This is a genomic window from Vibrio sp. 10N.222.54.E6 (genome assembly GCF_041473955.1).
In the GTDB taxonomy this organism is placed as follows: domain Bacteria; phylum Pseudomonadota; class Gammaproteobacteria; order Enterobacterales; family Vibrionaceae; genus Vibrio; species Vibrio tasmaniensis_A.
Window position 1 is genome coordinate 237105 of the sequence record NZ_JBFRTD010000014.1, and the last position, 19357, is coordinate 256461.

The window sequence follows — 19357 nt, forward strand, 5'->3', positions numbered from 1 at the left end:
GTGTCATATGAACTGATAGGCTTGCTAGCAGGCCTTGGTGCTATTGTTGGTGTTTTAGCTGGCTTGCTGGGCATTGGTGGTGGTTTGCTGGTGGTTCCTGCCTTACTCTTTTTGCTTCCTAAAGCGGGTATCCCTCAAGAGTTTGCGATGCAAATGGCATTGGCTACCTCGTTATCAACCATCATCGTTACGTCGGGATCGTCTGCGATTAACCATTTAAAATTGGGTAATGTAGAGATTTTTGTCGTTAAATGGTTGATACCAGGTGTCGTGATAGGTGGCTTCCTAGGTTCTTTCGTGGCCGATGTGATTCCAGCTCAATACTTACCAAAAGTCTTTGGTGTGATTGTCTTGGTATTGGCGTTGCAAATGCTGTTGTCGATTCGCTCTAAGAGCCAAAAGTCGATGCCGGGTTCAGCTAAAACCGTGCTGTGTGGTGGCGGTATTGGTTTGGTATCAAGTTTAGCGGGCATTGGCGGTGGGTCTTTGTCGGTACCTTTCCTCAACCATCACGGTGTGGAAATGCGTAAAGCCGTCGGCTCATCTTCGGTATGCGGTTGTGTTATCGCGATTTCGGGAATGCTAGGTTTCATTTGGCATGGATCTTCTGTCGATGATCTTCCTGCGTATAGCTTAGGTTATGTTTATCTGCCGGCTTTGATTGCGATATCTTGTACCTCAGTGTTGACCACTCGAGTGGGTGCGAAACTGGCCACTCAATTACCAACCTCTGTTCTGAAGAAATTCTTTGCGGTATTTTTAATGTTTATAGCAGCGACAATGCTGCTGTAGTGTCTTTTCTGTTAGCTATTGAGCTAACCGTTAATCAATTTAGATAGAGAGCCAAGTATGTCTCAGGGTTTTATCGAATTCCCAAATATCGATCCTGTTCTTATTGAACTAGGACCAATCTCAGTTCGTTGGTACGGCCTAATGTACCTTGTCGGTTTTATGTTTGCTCTTTGGTTAGCAAATCGCCGAGCTGATCAACCCGGTAGTGGTTGGACTCGAGAGCAAGTATCAGACCTACTGTTTGCTGGCTTTCTAGGTGTGGTGCTTGGTGGTCGTATTGGCTACGTACTTTTCTACAACTTTGGCCTTTTCATTGATGATCCACTCTACCTATTTAAGGTATGGACTGGCGGTATGTCTTTCCACGGTGGTTTACTTGGTGTGATCACCGCGATGCTTTGGTATGCCAAAAAGAACGGTCGAACCTTTTTTGGTGTCGCTGACATGATTGCACCATTGGTTCCATTTGGTTTAGGTATGGGCCGCATGGGCAACTTCATGAACAGTGAGCTATGGGGTCGTGTGACTGATGTGCCATGGGCGATTGTATTCCCTAACGGTGGTCCACTTCCTCGTCACCCATCTCAGCTTTATGAAATGGCGCTTGAAGGTATTGTACTGTTCTTCATCTTGAACTGGTTCATCAAAAAGCCTCGCCCTCTTGGTTCTGTATCAGGGTTATTCCTAGCAGGATATGGTACATTCCGCTTCCTAGTTGAATACGTACGTGAACCTGATGCTCAGCTAGGTTTGTTCGGTGGATTTATCTCTATGGGACAAATTTTGTCACTGCCAATGGTTATCATCGGTGTGCTGATGATGGTTTGGGCATACAAGCGTGGTCACTACAAAGATGAATTACCACAACAAACGAAGTAAGGAATTGGTGTGAAACAGTATTTAGATCTCTGTCAGCGTATCGTTAATGACGGTACTTGGATTGAAAATGAACGCACAGGCAAGCGCTGCCTAACCGTAATCAATGCTGACCTTGAATATGATGTAGGTAATAACCAATTCCCACTGGTAACAACACGTAAAAGTTTTTGGAAAGCCGCAGTTGCTGAGCTGCTTGGCTATATCCGTGGTTACGACAATGCTGAAGATTTTCGTAAGCTAGGGACTAAAACTTGGGATGCGAATTCTAACCTGAATGAAGCATGGCTAAATAACCCTTACCGCAAGGGTGAAGACGACATGGGCCGTGTTTATGGCGTTCAAGGACGTGCATGGGCAAAACCTGATGGCGGTCATATCGACCAACTGAAGAAGATTGTTGATGATCTAACGAACGGCATTGATGACCGCGGCGAGATCTTAAACTTCTATAACCCAGGTGAGTTCCACATGGGTTGTTTACGTCCGTGTATGTACAGCCACCACTTCTCTCTACTTGGTGACACTTTGTACCTAAACAGTACTCAGCGCTCTTGTGATGTTCCATTAGGCCTGAACTTCAACATGGTTCAAGTGTATGTGTTCCTAGCAATCATGGCGCAAATTACTGGTAAGAAAGCGGGTGTGGCTTACCACAAGCTGGTTAATGCTCATATCTACGAAGATCAACTCGCACCTATGCGTGATATCCAGTTGAAGCGTGAGCCTTTAGCGGGGCCAACATTCCATATCAATCCTGAGATTAAGTCTTTAGAAGATTTGGAAACGTGGGTGACGATGGATGACTTCTGGGTTGAAGGCTACGAATGCCACGAAGCGATTAAGTACCCATTCTCGGTTTAATCTAATCTGCTTTGTTTGACTGACTGACTGACTGATTGATCGAAAGGCTGCCTCTGCGCAGCCTTTTTTATTTCTGATGCTTGGCTTGCTTACTATTCGTAAAACCAATAATCTTGAGTGGTCTTTTCTAACCACAGAACTACTATGACTCGCTCGCATTGCTTTGTATTGCAACACGACTTTCCTATTTCTTTCTACCCTGATAAAAACCAGTTGGTGATTGATAGTGAAGAGATTCATTTAGAGCCACTACAAGCAAGGCTGCTCAGCTATTTCATCGACAAGCGCGGGCAAGTGGTTAGTACGCAGCAGATAGCTGCTGATGTCTGGCAACGAACTCAAGTGTCTGACAACTTGGTCAGACAGGTCATCAGTTTACTGCGCAGTCAGCTTCAGGATAAAGTACGTCCGTATCGCATCATTCAGACCATTCCTAAGCAAGGTTATCTGTTCGATATTGAGATAATTCAGCCTAGCGTTGAGACTACTCCCGTAGTAGAAATTCCCCCACCTGAAATCAAAGTTGTTTCTAAGCCTAAAAATAAAACCATCGCCCTGATTACAACCGCAGTATTCTCTATTGGCTTAATAGCAACTTGGGCATGGCAAAGCGATATCCCAACCAATGACACAGCTGTTATTTCTGCGCCTCAAAGTGATGTGATTCCCGTTTATATCCATGACATAACACTCGATTCTGCGGACGATTATGAGATGTCGGAAAGCGTGTACAACTACCTATTCTACGGGCTGAACTCAGCGAGAAATTTATCGGGTTACCACTTCTCTCAGCTCTCGAAACAGGGCAAGCAATCACTTGCCAATAATGGTGTCGAACTCAAAGGTTGGCTCAAGCAAAAGGGCAGTAATTATATACTGAGCGTGCTGATACAAAACAACCGCCAGCCCAATCAAAGCCAGAAAGTGGAAAAGAGCTTTAGCCAAGATAACTTCTTTGATGCCATTGGGGATGTGATTCTTGAGATCAAAGCCATTATTGCCCCAATGAGTTCAGAATACGGTGTCGTCAGTCATCGAGTGACTTCTATTGATAACTACGATGATTGGAAGGTTATTTCAGAGGGAATATCGCTTTTCTACCAAGGCAAAGGTGGACAGCCATTTGCAGAGATCGCACTTCAGTTGGATACGATTCAACAGCAAGGAAGAGACAATTATTTGGTCAATGCCTTATTGTCGTATTCGGAATCTTTGGCTTATTTGCAAAGTCATGAGCAAGAAGATCGCGAACATGCACTGCAACTGGCAAAGCAAGCCTTTGAGATGAACCCACGTTGTGATATTGCCAACCTTACCTTGGGTCTTGCACTGTTAATCAACCAACATGCCAATCAAGCTTTCCCTTACCTTTTTTATGCGGCCGAAAGTACACCGAGCCCTATCAGTTTTTATCTACTTAGTGTGGCTGACAAGCTGTCGGATAACCCAGAAGGTTCGCAATACAACTATCAGCGCTATACCGAAGTGAAAAAAGAGTATAATGGCCAACTGTTTGATCTTATTGAATCTTTATAAAAAACAAACCTTTCCTAAACCACATAATTCTCTTTGAAGTGAAGACGTTGAGTTACCGCTAATAGTAACGGCTCTTCTGCAAGGTTTTCTTGTGCCGACAGGCTTCTCAACATGTTTGATTATTGTTTGGAGTCAGGCTCGATTGCCTTGCATCAAGCGTAAAAACATCGACTTCCACATACTGGTCACCAAATCATTAATTATTTGGGGTACACACATGTTGAAGAAGTTTGCTTTTCAGATCATTCCAATTCAGATCTTCTTATTCGTCTTTTGGTTCAAAAATGGCTTTGTCGATAAAGTGATGGGCGTTGTGCTTGGCTTTATTACGCCAGATACCGCTTATTCAGGTGATACTTGGGCTGGCTGGAAAGGCTATATTGTAGGTACTTGGGATAAGAGCCAAATCGGTCATGCTTTACTGAGCCCTACGTTCGATTTTATGTTCCCTATTCTGATTGCTTTGCAATGTGTGCCATTTTTATTGGTTCTTCGTTCAGTACTAGCAGGTGAGTTCATGTCTGGCAAGGAGCGTCCGTGGTTACTCTATGCTGCCTTTGCTTCTCTGTTTGTGACGGCTTGTATGGCTTTCACTCAAACCATCACAGGTGCAAGCGATGGGCAGTATCTATGGCAACTTATCGGCTTTGGCATGGTTGCCATTATGTATCTGCGTAATGAGCAAGGTAAGTAAGCGTTTCTTTAGATGCGAGATAAGGGGAGTTAGATACAAGTAGAAGAGATTCGGGATACTAAGATCAAAAACCCCCGTCATTCCCTATCACGCTCGTTCCTCGCTGTAGGGAATGACGGGGATATATAGATGCGAGTAAAACGGGCTTTTCGTTACTCGCTCACTCGCATCCATCCTGTATCTGCTTTCAACTTGTCACTCGCTACTCCAATCTTCTTTTTGTTTCCCACATCTGCCTTTCAGAAAAGAAAAAGCCCGCAACCTAGGAGGTTGCGGGCTTTGCTATAAGCGATGTTTGTTTTGCTATTAAGCTGTCAGTGCTAACACGCTACCAGGCAGTACAAGGAATACCGCAACAAGATAACCAGCTACTACAGCTTTGTTTTTCACTGCCATGTCTGAAATGATATCAGCTGCTTTCACTGGCAGTTCACGTAGGAACGGAATACCAAAGATGAATACCGTTGCCATGATGTTGAACACCAAGTGTACTAGAGCAATCTGTAGTGCGAATACTGCGAACTCACCAGATACTGCTGTCGCTGCTAATAGCGCGGTAATACACGTACCGATGTTTGCACCTAAAGTGAATGGGTAAACGTCACGTACTTTAAGAACACCTGAACCAACTAGTGGAACCATCAAGCTTGTTGTCGTTGAAGAAGACTGAACAAGGATAGTCACGATAGAGCCAGAAGCGATACCGTGGATAGGACCACGACCGATTGCGTTCTTTAGAATCTCACGAGCACGGCCAACCATTAGGCTCTTCATTAGCTTACCCATTACCGTGATAGCTACGAAGATAGTCGCGATACCTAGAACGATAAGCATAACCCCACCAACAGTGTCGCCAAACGTTGATAGTGGCTCTTTAATCGCACTTACAACAGGCTTAGTGATTGGCTTGATGAAGTTAAGACCACCCATGCTCATATCACCTGTTGCTAGCATCGGTGATACTAACCAGTGAGAAATTTTCTCTAGAATACCAAACGCCATCTCTAGTGGTAGGAAGATAGCAACGGCTAATAGGTTAAAGAAATCGTGAATCGTCGCACTTGCGAATGCACGTTTGAACTCATCTTTACAACGAACATGACCAAGGCTAACTAGCGTATTGGTTACTGTAGTACCAATGTTTGCACCCATGATCATAGGGATTGCTAGCTCAACAGGTAAACCACCTGCCACAAGGCCAACGATAATTGAAGTAACTGTACTTGATGATTGAATAAGGGCTGTTGCCACTAAACCAATCATTAAGCCTGCAACTGGATGTGAAGCAAATTCGAAAAGAACTTTTGCTTGCTCGCCTGTTGCCCATTTGAAGCCTGTACCAACCATTGAAACTGAAAGTAATAGTAGGTAAAGCATGAATGCCAAGTTAGCCCAGCGTAGCCAACGAGTTGTGCTCGAGATAGGCGCTGCTGCAGTAGTAGCTTGGTTCATAATGTTTTCTCCATTGGACCGTTTTAGTCTGTGTTTGGTCTGTTTGTTTAATCTGAGCGTGATGTTAGAGAACAAATATTTCAGTAATATTACATTTTGGTTTAGGTGAGACTTTTTTGTGATGATTTGCTCTTTAAATATTTGGTCTTGAAATGGTGGTGGCTTAACTTGTTGTTTTTAAAGTTTTTTGTTCGTGTTTTTGATAGGTGATATAGATCTTAAAAGTTAGAGAAAAATTGAAAATAATCGTTGAAATATTACATTATGAAATTAGACACTTCGTAAAAATAAGTAGTAATTGATAGTTAGGTGTGGTTTTTCCGAGTTTGTTGAGTGGGGAGGGCATATTTGATATAACAGGTTATCTTCTCTTTTTTTACGGCACATTTATGTCGCATCTCAACTATAACCACCTTTATTACTTCTGGATGGTTTGCAAGCAAGGCTCTGTTACTAAAGCTGCAGAAGCCCTATTCCTAACACCACAAACGGTAACTGGTCAGATAAAAGCCTTAGAAGAGCGTATGGACGGCAAGCTAACTAAGCGTAATGGTCGCAGTGTTGAGCCGACAGAGCTTGGGCAGTTGGTCTTTAAATATGCCGATCGTATGTTTGGCCTGAGTTACGAGATGCTGGATATCGTGAATTATAGCCAGCACTCCAATATTCTGTTTGATGTTGGCGTCGCGGATGCACTGTCCAAAAGATTAGTCAGCAAGATATTGATGTCGACAATCCCACCCGATAACAGCATTCATTTACGCTGCTTTGAATCGACTCATGAAATGCTACTTGAACAACTTTCTCAGCATAAGCTCGATATGATTTTGTCAGACTGCCCGGTGGATTCTAGCCAAAGCCCAGGCCTGTTTAGTAAAAAGTTGGGTGAGAGTGGTATGAGCTTTTTCAGTTCAGGTAATGTGGAAGGTGTTAACTTTCCTGCTGTATTAGAACAAAAGAAACTGTTAATCCCAGGAAGTCGAACTTCGATGGGGCGTAAAGTACTGCAATGGTTTGATAGACAAGGACTTAAGCCTGATATTTTGGGTGAGTTTGATGACGCGGCATTGATGAAGGCTTTCGCTCGTTACCACCACGACGCTATTTTCTTAGCGCCTACGCTATATATGTCAGAGGTTGAGGAAGATACGTCATTGCAATTGTTGGGGGGAATCGAGGAGTTAAAAGAGGAGTACTACGTCATATTTGCTGAGAGGATGATCCAACATCCAGCAGTAAAAAATGTATGTGACGCAGATTTTAGCAAATTGTTCGAGTGAGCTTGTTTGTTAATGAATTGATATCGATTATCATGACTTCATAATCTGCCGGAAATACAGATAACCCGGACTTGGCGTAAAGGTTGTATGGAGCCAAACTATGAACTTAAAAGAGATGGAGAAGAATTCAGCACAAGCTGTGATTCTACTCAAAGCCATGGCCAATGAGCGTCGCTTACAGATTCTGTGCCTATTGCATGGTACTGAGCTGTCGGTTGGGGAGTTGTGTGGCAAGTTGGAATTGAGTCAATCTGCTTTATCTCAACATCTTGCTTGGTTGAGAAGAGATGGTTTGGTCGAAACTCGCAAAGAAGCTCAAACAGTGTATTACACATTGAGCAGTGAAGAAGTAAAAGCGATGATTAACCTACTGCATGGTATGTACTGCAAGTAGTTTATTGCTGGTGGGGGAAGTGATTTCTTACCAGGGGTAGGGTCGACACAAGGAAGTGTCAGTATTTCATGTCGAACGTTAGTGCCTATCAGCAAACCGCATATCTTTAAGTAAACCAAGTAACGCTCAGCAAGAAAAATCTCTGTGTTACTCAAAATTTAGATATAAAAAAACCGGCCGAGGCCGGTTTTTTTCGTTTTGCGTTGTAATCAAATTTCTATTAAAGAGCTTTGATTGCAGCAGCGAAACGAGACTTATGACGTGCAGCTTTATTCTTATGAATAAGGCCTTTAGTCGCCATACGGTCTAGAAGAGGTGTAACTTCTACAAGAGCAGCAGTTGCAGCTTCTTTATTGCCAGCTTCAATAGCTGCAATAGTTTTTTTCATGTAAGTGCGCATCATAGAACGACGGCTAGCATTGTGCTGGCGACGTTTCTCAGCTTGGATAGCGCGCTTCTTAGCAGATTTACTGTTTGCCAAGGTCTAACTCCCAAAAACTTAGTTCGGTGACAATTTAAGGGCGAGGACTATCCCTCATAGGCGCTTAATTGTCAAATGATTTGTGCAAAAACCAATCGTAGCCAAACAAACTTTGGTATGGAAAGGTCATCGCGGTTAAGATGGCGGGGATTCTAACAGCATTTTTAGACCAATGCTAATAAATATGCTTCTTAGGACAGGATAGTATTTATCCTCGCTTGAAAGTAATCAACCAGTGTCAGAGGTTTGTGTGAGTAAACGACTATTAAAGTCAGGCCTGATTGTCAGTGCAATGACTTTTGTTTCCCGCGTATTGGGGCTAGTACGTGATGTAGTAGTAGCAAATTTGATGGGAGCAGGAGCGAGTGCCGACGTATTTTTCTTCGCTAATAAAATCCCTAATTTCTTACGTCGACTTTTCGCAGAAGGTGCCTTTTCTCAAGCGTTTGTTCCTGTATTAACAGAATATCACGCTGCTGGTGATAAAGATAAGACTCGAGATTTAATTGCCAAAGTATCGGGCACGCTCGGGGTACTAGTTTCTATCGTCACCGTTATCGGGGTGTTGGGCTCGGGTGTCATCACTGCGATGTTTGGCGCAGGTTGGTTTATCGATTGGTTAAATGATGGCCCAGCAGCACCAAAATTTGAGCTGGCGAGCTTTATGCTCAAGATTACCTTTCCTTATTTATGGTTTATCACCTTTGTTGCTTTATCTGGTGCAATCCTCAATACCATGGGCAAATTTGCGGTTTCGTCATTTACCCCTGTGTTCCTGAACGTAATGATCATAGGTTCAGCATGGTTTATCTCTCCTAATTTAGAACAACCCGAAATTGGCTTGGCCATCGGTGTGTTTCTTGGTGGTTTAGTCCAGTTCCTTTTCCAAATGCCTTTCTTGATTAAAGCGGGTGTGTTGGTTAAGCCGAAGTGGGGGTGGAGAGATCCCGGTGTGGTTAAGATTCGCACGCTAATGATCCCTGCCTTGTTTGGTGTATCAGTGAGCCAAATCAACTTGTTGTTCGATACCTTCATTGCCAGCTTTCTAGCAACCGGCTCTATCAGTTGGCTATATTATTCGGATCGATTATTGGAATTCCCACTCGGTTTGTTTGGTATTGCTATTGCGACGGTTATTCTTCCTGCTTTGTCGCGTAAACACGTAGATGCTCAAGGGGAAGGGTTTGCTCATACAATGGACTGGGGCGTGCGCATGGTTTTATTGCTAGGCATTCCTGCGATGTTAGGTCTTATTGTTTTAGCGAAGCCGATGCTGATGGTGCTCTTCATGCGTGGCGAGTTTTCACCACACGATGTACAGCAGGCTTCCATGTCTTTGGTGGCATACGCTTCAGGCTTGCTAAACTTCATGTTGATTAAAGTGTTGGCTCCGGGCTATTACTCACGTCAAGATACTAAAACTCCTGTGAAGTACGGCATCATTGCGATGGTCACTAACATGGTGTTCAACGCGATCTTCGCTTATTTCTATGGTTATGTTGGTTTGGCAATCGCAACGGCGTTATCTGCGTTCGTGAACATGACTCTACTTTATCGTGGTCTGCATATAGCGGGTGTTTATCGTTTAACCAAGACTACATTGTTGTTTAGCCTTAAATTATTAGTATCTGGAACTGTGATGGTTGGCGTGATTTTATGGCAACTAGACAATATGCAGCTGTGGCTTGATTGGAGCTTCAACCAAAGAGCGTTGACGCTAACAGGGTTGATCGCACTTGGTGGCTTTGCTTATATTGTGTCGGTACTGGTTTTAGGTATCCGAGTAAAACATTTAAAAGCAGCGACAGATTAATACTGATTAGTATATAATCCGTCGGTTTCACACAATAAATGATGCAAATAACAGGTTTTAGCTGATCACAATGGAACTGATCCGAGGTATACACAATATTAAAGCACAGCATCATGGCTGTGTATTAACCATAGGTAACTTCGATGGTGTTCATTTAGGGCATCAAGAGGTTCTGAGTCAGGTTTCTAAACAAGCTACAGCACTGGGACTCCCTTCTGTTGTCATGACGTTTGAACCGCAACCTATGGAGTTGTTTGCTAAAGGTCGAGCGCCAGCGCGTTTAACTCGCTTACGAGATAAGTACGTGCAATTGAGCAAGCTAGAGATTAGTCGTTTATTGTGTGTGAATTTCAATCAGTATTTTGCAAGCTTGTCTGCGAAAGCGTTCATTAAGGAGCTTTTGGTTGATAAGCTTGGTGTGAAATTCTTGGTGGTTGGTGACGATTTTTGCTTTGGCAAAGGCCGAACGGGTAATTTCGCTATGCTTAAAGAAGCGGGCGAAAAATATGGTTTTGAGGTGGTGAGCACCCAAAGTTATTGCTTAAACCAATTACGAGTAAGCAGCACTGAGATACGAAATGCGTTAGCGGCCAATGACTTGGTTTCTAGTGCTACCATGCTTGGGCGTGACTACAGTATCAGTGGTCGTGTTTCTCATGGTCGTAAACTAGGGAGAACTATCGGTTTCCCTACCGCTAATATTCCATTAAAACGTTGTGTTTCTCCTGTGTCGGGAGTGTATGTTGTTGAAGCATTAGATATCGACGGTGTTCCTGTCGGTGGTGTTGCTAATATTGGACAACGGCCAACAGTTAATGGTGTAAGGCAGCAATTAGAAGTACATTTTTTTGACTTTAAAGCCAATTTATATGGTAAACAGTTAGAAGTGCGACTTTTGCACAAACTGCGCGACGAGATAAAGTTTGAGTCGTTTGACGCATTAAAGAATCAAATAGAATTGGATGCTGAAGCCGCAAGGGTGTGGCTGCTTCAGCTAAAGAATTAGTCGGATAATTCCACCGATTAACATAATGTCTAACTTCGCCCAATATAACGGAATTAAGAATCGATGAGTGATTATAAAGATACCCTGAACTTACCAGAAACAGGGTTCCCAATGCGTGGCAATCTGGCAAATCGTGAACCAGAAATGCTGAAGCGTTGGTACAAAGAAGACCTTTACGGTGAGATCCGTAAGGCAAAGAAAGGTAAAAAATCTTTCGTACTGCATGATGGCCCTCCATACGCGAACGGCGACATTCACATTGGCCACGCGCTGAACAAGATTCTTAAAGACATTATTATCAAATCTAAGACCCTTTCTGGTTTTGATGCACCGTACATCCCTGGTTGGGACTGTCACGGTCTTCCAATCGAGTTGATGGTTGAGAAGAAGAAAGGTAAGCCTGGTCAGAAGATTTCAGCGGCTGAATTCCGCGAAGAGTGTCGTAAGTACGCTGCGGGCCAAGTTGAAGGTCAGAAAGAGAGCTTCAAACGTCTTGGTATCATGGGCGAGTGGGATAAACCATACCGCACTATGGATTTTGGCACTGAAGCGAACATCATTCGTTCTCTAGGTAAAATCGCAGACAAAGGTCACCTACTAAAAGGTTTCAAACCTGTTCACTGGTGTACTGACTGTGGTTCTGCTCTGGCTGAAGCTGAAGTTGAATACAAAGATAAAGTGTCTCCATCTATCGATGTGAAATTTTCTGCAGCTGACGAAGCGGCTCTACTAGAGAAATTTACTCTAGCGGAAGGTCACGCGGGTCAGGGCGAAATCTCTATTGTTATCTGGACGACAACACCGTGGACTCTGCCGGCTAACCGCGCAGTATGTCTACGTGATGATCTTGAATACGTACTTATCCAAGTTGAAGCGAATGGCGAACAGCCAGCTCAACGTATCGTTGTTGCTTCTGAACTAGCAAAAGACGTAATGGATCGTGCGGGTATCGAGCACTTCCATAACCTTGGTTTTGCTACTGGTGCTGATCTTGAGCTTTCTCAATTCAACCACCCGTTCTACAACTTTACGGTTCCTGCTGTTCTTGGTGACCACGTTACAACTGACTCTGGTACTGGTGTGGTTCATACCGCTCCTGGTCACGGTCAAGAGGATTTCGTGGTTGGTAAGAAGTACAACCTAGAAATCGCTAACCCAGTTGGTTCAAACGGCGTTTACCTGCCAGATACTGAGCTATTTGCTGGTCAGCACGTATTCAAAGCGAACGACTCTGTTTTAGAAGTTCTAAAAGAGAAGGGTGCACTACTGCATCACCACGCTTACGAGCACAGCTACCCACACTGTTGGAGACACAAAACTCCAATCATCTTCCGTGCAACACCACAATGGTTCATCTCTATGGATCAAGCTGGCCTACGTGCAAAAGCACTAGAGTCAACAAAGAGTGTTGAATGGATGCCTGAATGGGGTCAAAGCCGTATCGAAGGTATGATCGAAGGTCGCCCTGAGTGGTGTATCTCTCGTCAACGTACTTGGGGTGTGCCAATTGCTCTGTTCGTTCATAAAGAAACATCAGAACTTCATCCAGATAGCCCAACTCTTATTGAAAAAGTAGCGAAGCTTGTGGAAGAAAAAGGCATTCAAGCTTGGTGGGATGTAGATGCTGCTGAACTGATGGGTGCTGAAGACGCTGACAAGTACGAGAAAGTACTTGATACGTTAGACGTATGGTTCGACTCAGGTGTAACGCACTTCTCTGTTGTGGATTCTCGTGAAGAGTACAACTTCCCGAATGAAGAAAGAACGCACAGTGCTGATCTTTACCTTGAAGGTTCTGACCAACACCGTGGCTGGTTCCAGTCTTCTTTGATTTCATCTATCGCGATGAAAGACGAAGCACCATACAAGCAAGTGCTAACGCACGGTTTCGTGGTTGATGGTAACGGCCGTAAGATGTCTAAATCTATCGGTAACGTTGTTGCTCCTAAAGATGTAACGAACAAACTAGGCGCAGATATTCTACGTCTATGGGTTGCTTCTACGGATTACACTAACGAAGTTGCGGTTTCTGACGAGATTCTTAAGCGTTCTGCTGATGCTTACCGTCGTATTCGTAACACGGCTCGTTTCTTCCTAGCGAACTTGAACGGTTTCAACCCTGAAACTGACCTAGTTCCTGCTGAAGAAATGGTAGCACTTGATCGCTGGGCTGTTGGCCGTGCTCAAGCTGCACAAGAAGAGATCGTTAAAGCATACGGTGAGTACAATACTCACGGTGTAACTCAACGTCTAATGCAGTTCTGTTCTATCGAAATGGGTTCTTTCTACCTAGACGTAATTAAAGACCGTCAGTACACAGCGAAGCAGGGCAGCCATGCTCAACGTAGCTGCCAAACGGCGCTTTACTACATCGTAGAAGCTCTAGTTCGTTGGATGGCTCCTATCATGTCGTTCACTGCAGATGAAATCTGGAACGAGATGCCAGGCGAACGCGACACGTTTGTATTCACAGGCGAGTGGTTCGAAGGCCTATTTGGTCTTGCTGACGACGAAGAGCTAAGCAACGAATTCTGGACTGAAATCCAGTCAGTTCGTGGCGCAGTGAACAAGCTTCTTGAAGATGCTCGTAAAGAGAAAACAATCGGTGGCGCTCTGCAGGCTGAAGTTACTCTATACGCTGACGATGCACTAGCGGCAAAAATCAACAAGCTAGAAGATGAGCTACGTTTCGTACTTATTACTTCTGCTGCGGTTGTTAAACCACTTAGCGATAAGTCTGATACAGCTCAAGCGACAGACGTTGAAGGTCTGTACGTTGAAGTTGCAGCAACTGAAGCTGAGAAGTGTGACCGTTGCTGGCACCACACTCCAGATGTAGGCACAATTGAAGGTCACGAGAAAGTTTGTGGTCGTTGTGTGTCGAACATCGACGGTGAAGGCGAAGTGCGTAAGTACGCATAACGACTCAGAGAAATACTGAACTTTTTGTAAAAATCATAGCCCCAGTACCAACTGGGGTTATTTTTAATTATAGGAAATGTGTTTAGCCAAGTTTGGTAATCAAGGTCACTTAAATTGAGTAACAGTGAATACCAACTTCGTAAATACTAGGAATAGAAATGAGTGAAGTTTCGTTAAAACAATCTGGTGTGCGTTGGTTATGGTTGGCCCTACTAGTCTTCCTTGCTGATATCGGTATCAAACTCTTTGTTATGGACAACATGGGTTATGGCTGGGCAAACCGCATTGAGGTGTTGCCATTCTTTAACTTTTTGTACGTGCATAACTACGGTGCAGCATTTAGCTTCTTGAGTGATCAAAGTGGTTGGCAGCGCTGGTTATTTACTGGTATCGCATTTGCGGTAACGGGGATGCTGACGTACTGGATGAGCAAGCTACCAGCAACAGATAAGTGGAACAACATTGCTTATGCGATCATCATTGGTGGCGCTGTTGGTAACGTGTTCGACCGTGTTGTACATGGCTTTGTCGTCGATTACTTAGACTTCTATTGGGGTACTTACCACTGGCCTGCATTTAACCTAGCGGATATGGGAATCTGTATCGGCGCCGCGATGATCATCTTAGATGGTTTCCGTAAGAAAGATGAAAGCCAATAGACTACTCAGACATTAATGAGTATCAAGCAAATCGCTTTGTAATAGATTGTCCTAAAGTCAGCCTATGACTCACAGAATAGAATAGCCCTAAGCGCTGTCGGTTGATTCCGACGGCGCTTTTTTTTATGCTGCAAGTAATATGAGAGCAAAGCAAAATGCATTCTCAAATAATAAAGAAATCTAAGGAAAGTAACGTGGCAGCAATTAAAAATGATTCAGCAGTAACTCTACATTTTACGATTAAAATGAAGGATGGTTCAGTTGCCGATAGCACCGAAAATATGGGTAAGCCCGCTAAGTTCGTGATGGGTGATGGCAGCCTAAGTGAGAACTTTGAACAGTGCCTGATTGGCCTTGAAACGGGGACTGAAAAATCTATCGAATTGAAGGCGGAAGACGCGTTTGGTATGCCAAATCCAGATCATATCCATCATATGGATCGTGCTAAGTTTGTTGGCGACTCTGAAGTCGAAGTTGGCACTATTATGGCTTTCTCTGGTCCTGACGGTATGGAAATTCCAGGTATTATCACTGAGATCGCGGGTGATTCAGTGACGGTTGATTTTAATCACCCATTAGCCGGCCAAGACGTTACGTTTGACGTTAACATCTTAGCTGTGGACTAAGTGTCTTAACGGTGGAGTAGCTATCTTAGCGGCTAATCACTATCTTAACAGTAGAATAACATCGCCTTACAGGTGTGATGCAACCCAGAGCTTCACTGTCTAGGCGCTTCACTGTAGAATGCGAACCTCGCTGACAGCGAACTCTATAGAAACAACCTTAGTACCGCGGTAAATGATGAGCAATGAAATGAAAATAATGTTAGCTAACCCTCGTGGCTTTTGTGCCGGTGTCGATCGTGCGATCAGCATCGTAGAGCGCGCTCTTGAACTGTATCAGCCACCGATTTATGTTCGCCATGAAGTGGTGCATAACCGCTTTGTTGTTGAAGGGCTCAAGCAACGTGGTGCTATTTTTGTCGAAGAGTTAAGTGAAGTACCAGACGATAACATCGTGATCTTCTCGGCTCACGGTGTTTCTCAAGCGGTTCGCAAAGAAGCGAAAGAACGCGAGTTAACGGTATTTGATGCGACGTGTCCTTTGGTGACTAAAGTTCATATGGAGGTTGCTCGAGCGAGCCGCAAACATATGGAAGTAGTATTGATTGGTCACGCGGGTCACCCTGAAGTGGAAGGCACTATGGGTCAATACGCTAGCCAAGCTGGTGGTATGTATTTGGTTGAAAGACCAGAAGATGTACAGAACTTAGTCGTGAACGATCCAAGTAACTTACATTATGTTAGTCAAACCACGCTGTCAGTTGATGAAACTGCAGACGTGATTGAAGAGTTACGTCGCGTATTCCCTGAGATCCAAGGACCACGTAAAGATGATATTTGCTACGCAACACAAAACCGTCAAGACGCAATTCGTGAGATGGCTGGTGATGTCGATGTCGTGATAGTTGTTGGCTCTAAGAACTCATCGAACTCTACTCGTTTAAAAGAGCTAGCTGAGAAGCTAGGCACGCCTGGTTATCTAACCGACTGTCCTGAAGACATTCAAACTGAATGGGTTGAAGGGAAAAAGAAAATTGGTGTGACAGCGGGTGCTTCAGCGCCTGAAGAGCTAGTAAACCAAATCTTAGATCGTATTCGTGAGTTGGGTGCTACCGAGGTTGAAGAGATTCAAGGTCGTGAAGAGAACATGTTCTTCGAAGTACCAAAAGAGCTGCAGATTAAGCAAGTCGACTAGTCTCTATGGATTGGTGACAAGATCGATTCGTAACTTTATCGATTCGCAAACAGTATCGATTTGCAAACACTATTGATTTGTAAACAACAGGAAGCCAACGTTGATGTGTTGGCTTTTTTGATCGTATTTTGGAAAAAAGTCGAAACTTATGGGGTTACTGGAGACCGAGTTGCTCCTTTAAAGCCTTTAAGTAACGACGACTGACAGGTACTTCAAAGCCGGTCAGTGTGATGATCTCCGCTAATCCATTCTCTAACAGTTTGATCTCTTGGATCGATTTTATATTGATCAAATACTGTCGATGACAGCGGATCAAATCGGTCTTTTCTTCCAAGATCTTTAGCGTCAACTGCGAGGTTGCCGTTTGTGATGAGCTGCGTACGTGGACACCACTGATATCTGAATAAGCGCACTCGACCGTTTGGCTCGCCATGATCACAATGCGGTTGTGGCCGATACACGGGATCTGCTCTAAGTGGCAGGGAGCAATCGCAGATATATCTTGTTCTGGCGCTTTCTGGTTCAGCTTGATGACCTTATTCAGACGACAAACACTCTTGTTTAATCGACAAGGTTCAACCGGCTTGAGTAGGTAATCAAAGGCATTGTCTTCAAATGCTTGAATCGCATATTGGTCGTAGGCGGTGACGAATACCACGTAGGGCATGGTGTCTGGATCAAGCATGCTTAACAGTTCAATTCCGGTAACCTGCGGCATTTGGATATCCAAATACACCACATCAGGCTTGAGCAGATTGATCTGTTTCAGTCCTTCGATCGCGTTACTCGCTTGGCCAATGATTTCTACTTGTCCGGTTTCAGTCAGTAGTTCAATCAGCTCTTCGCGAGCAAAAAGCTCATCATCGACAACTAATGCCTTTAACATCCTACAATCTTCATTTTGGTTCTATCCCTGCTTGTTTCACGCTTTTCTTTTAAATGTCGGCTTCTAAATGTTTCAACTCGGAGTGATTCGTCTCCGAAAATGCCTTTATTTCAGTATAGGTATGATAAAGCTCATTCGAGTAAATTGCTGTGGTTGAGATTCTATTTTTAGTGCTGAATCTTGTCCAAAGAAATTAGTGAGTCGTTTATCAACAATCTCCATGCCTAATCCAACGTGATCTTGGGATGGCTTCTGATAATTACCAGCATTGTCTTCAACGATTAACTTGAATCCACCCTCGAAAGCCTCGCTATAGATCTTCACTTTACCGCCTTCCAACATATTAGATATCCCATGTTTGATGGCGTTTTCTACCAGCGGTTGCAGGGTAAAGCTCGGCAGTTGCGACTCGTATAGTTGTGAGGCGATATCCCATTCGACTTCTAATCGGTCAGTAAAACGTGCTTTTTCAATAGTTAGGTACGCATTGACGTGCGCCAGTTCGTCTTTGAGTTTCACTGTATTGATGTTCTGCTTCAGATTACTTCTAAAGAAGTGAGAGAGATGCTGAATTAGTTCTCGTGCTTTATCAGGGTCACGGCGTGTAACTGCACTGATGGTGTTGAGTGCATTAAACAGGAAGTGAGGATTCACCTGTGCATGCAGCAGTTTGATTTCCGCTTGGGTGAGCAGCGTTTGCTGTTGCTGATAATTACTAAACAATATCTGGCTCGACAATAGCTGAGCGATACCTTCACCCATCGACATGTTGATGGTCGAGAATAGTTTCAGCTTTGGCTCATACAGTTTGATGGTTCCGACCACTTCATTACCCGCGCGCAGTGGAATAATAAGCGCAGAACCCAATTTACAATCTTGCGATAGAGAACATTGGTACGGGTTTTCTTTGCCATCAAGGTAGATGATGTCGTTTTGTTCCATCGAGGTAAGCGTGCTCTGCGATGAAATCGGAGTGTTAGGTATGTGGTGTTCATCGCCAATGCCAACAAACGCGAGAATTTTTTCTCGGTCGGTGATCGCCACCGCACCAACGTTGGTCTCTTCGTAAATGATGCGCACGATTTTTTGCGCATTATCTGAATTGAATCCACCATGCAAAATACCCACCGAACGTTCGGCAATGGTTAATGCGCGGCGTGAGAAAGTTGCCGAATATTTTTCGAAGATGGTTTTCCGATCTTGGATGATGCTCATGAACAGTGCCGCACCCACAGAGTTAGCAATGATCATTGGCGCGGCAATATCAGAAACCAGAGCATAGGACTGCTCGAATGGTTTCGCGACCGCTAACAGAATTAGCATCTGAATAATTTCTGCAAACAGGGTTACCGAGAACACCACCAACGGATTAAACAGTTGGCTAGCTTTGTTCTTTCTAACCAAGTAAACGTGCAATAGGCCGCCAATCAAGCCTTCAGCTGTGGTCGAAATCGCACAAGCTAAGTCTGTGAAGCCGCCTAATGAGTAACGGTGAATACCGCCAGTAAAGCCGACGGCAAAACCAACGACAGGACCGCCAAACAGACCTCCCATTACCGCACCCATCGCGCGAGTGTTGGCTATGGCGTCATTAATCTGCAGTCCAAAATAGGTGCCCATAATACAGAACAGAGAAAACAGAACATAACAGCTGACTTTATGACTTAAGCGTGAAGAGATGCTCAACAAAGGGAGAATCAACGGGGTTTTACTTAGCATGTAAGCTATTACTAAGTAGACACAGGTTTGTTGCAGCAGAGAGAGAATGAGTTCCATATTTTCACCTATTGAGACGCTTGTTAAGTGTAAAGCTCATTGAGGCTGAAAGGTAGCTTTGCTTTTTGCAGGTTGTCTTTCTTTTGTAAAGTGGAAACTAACGTATTCAGTGGTTATGGATAAAATAATAAAGCCCATCATACATGATTAATGCCGATCGTTTAAGAA

The 19357-nt window shown here is 44.0% G+C and carries 17 protein-coding genes; 13 read left to right on the forward strand and 4 right to left on the reverse strand.

Annotated elements, in window-relative coordinates:
- The 5 genes from AB4513_RS10340 to AB4513_RS10360 all read left to right on the forward strand — a co-directional run bounded on the left by AB4513_RS10340 (nt 1) and on the right by AB4513_RS10360 (nt 4762).
- On the forward strand, nt 1-792 hold the full coding sequence (locus tag AB4513_RS10340; RefSeq protein ID WP_017098342.1) for a sulfite exporter TauE/SafE family protein: 792 nt from the start codon (nt 1-3) through the stop codon (nt 790-792).
- A 57-nt stretch (nt 793-849) separates the two neighbouring features.
- Nucleotides 850-1671: a prolipoprotein diacylglyceryl transferase gene (gene lgt / locus AB4513_RS10345; protein WP_004735021.1), complete on the forward strand. Its 822-nt coding sequence runs from the start codon at nt 850-852 to the stop codon at nt 1669-1671.
- 9 nt (nt 1672-1680) lie between these two features.
- Nucleotides 1681-2532 carry a thymidylate synthase gene (locus tag AB4513_RS10350; protein ID WP_009848438.1) on the forward strand — a complete coding sequence of 284 codons (852 nt, stop codon included), beginning with the start codon at nt 1681-1683 and terminating at the stop codon, nt 2530-2532.
- Between the two features lie 144 nt (nt 2533-2676).
- Entirely contained in the window at nt 2677-4068 is a 1392-nt protein-coding gene (locus AB4513_RS10355; protein ID WP_009848439.1) for a winged helix-turn-helix domain-containing protein, read from the forward strand.
- A gap of 217 nt (nt 4069-4285) precedes the next feature.
- Nucleotides 4286-4762, forward strand: a complete 477-nt coding sequence (locus tag AB4513_RS10360; RefSeq protein ID WP_009848440.1) for a hypothetical protein — start codon at nt 4286-4288, stop codon at nt 4760-4762.
- Nucleotides 4763-5068: 306 nt separating this feature from the next.
- Here the strand turns inward: AB4513_RS10360 and AB4513_RS10365 are convergent, their stop codons facing one another.
- A complete protein-coding gene (locus AB4513_RS10365; RefSeq protein ID WP_017102996.1) occupies nt 5069-6214 on the reverse strand; it encodes a Na/Pi symporter in 1146 nt (381 codons plus the stop codon).
- Between the two features lie 389 nt (nt 6215-6603).
- Here AB4513_RS10365 and nhaR point away from each other — a divergent pair, with 389 nt between their 5' ends.
- Entirely contained in the window at nt 6604-7494 is an 891-nt protein-coding gene (gene nhaR, locus AB4513_RS10370; RefSeq protein ID WP_009848442.1) for a transcriptional activator NhaR, read from the forward strand.
- 100 nt (nt 7495-7594) lie between these two features.
- Nucleotides 7595-7888 carry a metalloregulator ArsR/SmtB family transcription factor gene (locus tag AB4513_RS10375; RefSeq protein ID WP_009848443.1) on the forward strand — a complete coding sequence of 98 codons (294 nt, stop codon included), beginning with the start codon at nt 7595-7597 and terminating at the stop codon, nt 7886-7888.
- 220 nt (nt 7889-8108) lie between these two features.
- Here AB4513_RS10375 and rpsT read toward each other — a convergent pair whose 3' ends face one another.
- Nucleotides 8109-8369 (reverse strand): 30S ribosomal protein S20, encoded by a 261-nt coding sequence (gene rpsT / locus AB4513_RS10380; protein ID WP_012603273.1) that lies wholly within the window; start codon nt 8367-8369, stop codon nt 8109-8111.
- Between the two features lie 250 nt (nt 8370-8619).
- On the opposite strand from rpsT, the gene murJ reads away from it, so the two are divergent.
- The 6 genes from murJ to ispH all read left to right on the forward strand — a co-directional run bounded on the left by murJ (nt 8620) and on the right by ispH (nt 16527).
- Nucleotides 8620-10182 carry a murein biosynthesis integral membrane protein MurJ gene (gene murJ / locus AB4513_RS10385; protein WP_009848488.1) on the forward strand — a complete coding sequence of 521 codons (1563 nt, stop codon included), beginning with the start codon at nt 8620-8622 and terminating at the stop codon, nt 10180-10182.
- A gap of 70 nt (nt 10183-10252) precedes the next feature.
- Nucleotides 10253-11188 (forward strand): bifunctional riboflavin kinase/FAD synthetase, encoded by a 936-nt coding sequence (gene ribF / locus AB4513_RS10390; protein WP_102257730.1) that lies wholly within the window; start codon nt 10253-10255, stop codon nt 11186-11188.
- A gap of 63 nt (nt 11189-11251) precedes the next feature.
- Nucleotides 11252-14110, forward strand: coding sequence for an isoleucine--tRNA ligase (gene ileS, locus AB4513_RS10395; protein WP_017102999.1), 2859 nt, complete (start codon nt 11252-11254; stop codon nt 14108-14110).
- 158 nt (nt 14111-14268) lie between these two features.
- Nucleotides 14269-14769, forward strand: coding sequence for a signal peptidase II (gene lspA, locus AB4513_RS10400; RefSeq protein ID WP_009848445.1), 501 nt, complete (start codon nt 14269-14271; stop codon nt 14767-14769).
- A gap of 194 nt (nt 14770-14963) precedes the next feature.
- On the forward strand, nt 14964-15395 hold the full coding sequence (gene fkpB, locus AB4513_RS10405) for an FKBP-type peptidyl-prolyl cis-trans isomerase (protein WP_009848446.1): 432 nt from the start codon (nt 14964-14966) through the stop codon (nt 15393-15395).
- Nucleotides 15396-15570: 175 nt separating this feature from the next.
- A complete protein-coding gene (ispH, locus tag AB4513_RS10410; protein WP_029222924.1) occupies nt 15571-16527 on the forward strand; it encodes a 4-hydroxy-3-methylbut-2-enyl diphosphate reductase in 957 nt (318 codons plus the stop codon).
- Nucleotides 16528-16681: 154 nt separating this feature from the next.
- Here ispH and btsR read toward each other — a convergent pair whose 3' ends face one another.
- Nucleotides 16682-17413, reverse strand: a complete 732-nt coding sequence (btsR, locus tag AB4513_RS10415) for a two-component system response regulator BtsR (RefSeq protein WP_009848448.1) — start codon at nt 17411-17413, stop codon at nt 16682-16684.
- Nucleotides 17414-17518: 105 nt separating this feature from the next.
- Nucleotides 17519-19189, reverse strand: a complete 1671-nt coding sequence (locus AB4513_RS10420; protein ID WP_017103001.1) for a sensor histidine kinase — start codon at nt 19187-19189, stop codon at nt 17519-17521.
- Between the last annotated feature and the right edge of the window lie 168 nt (nt 19190-19357).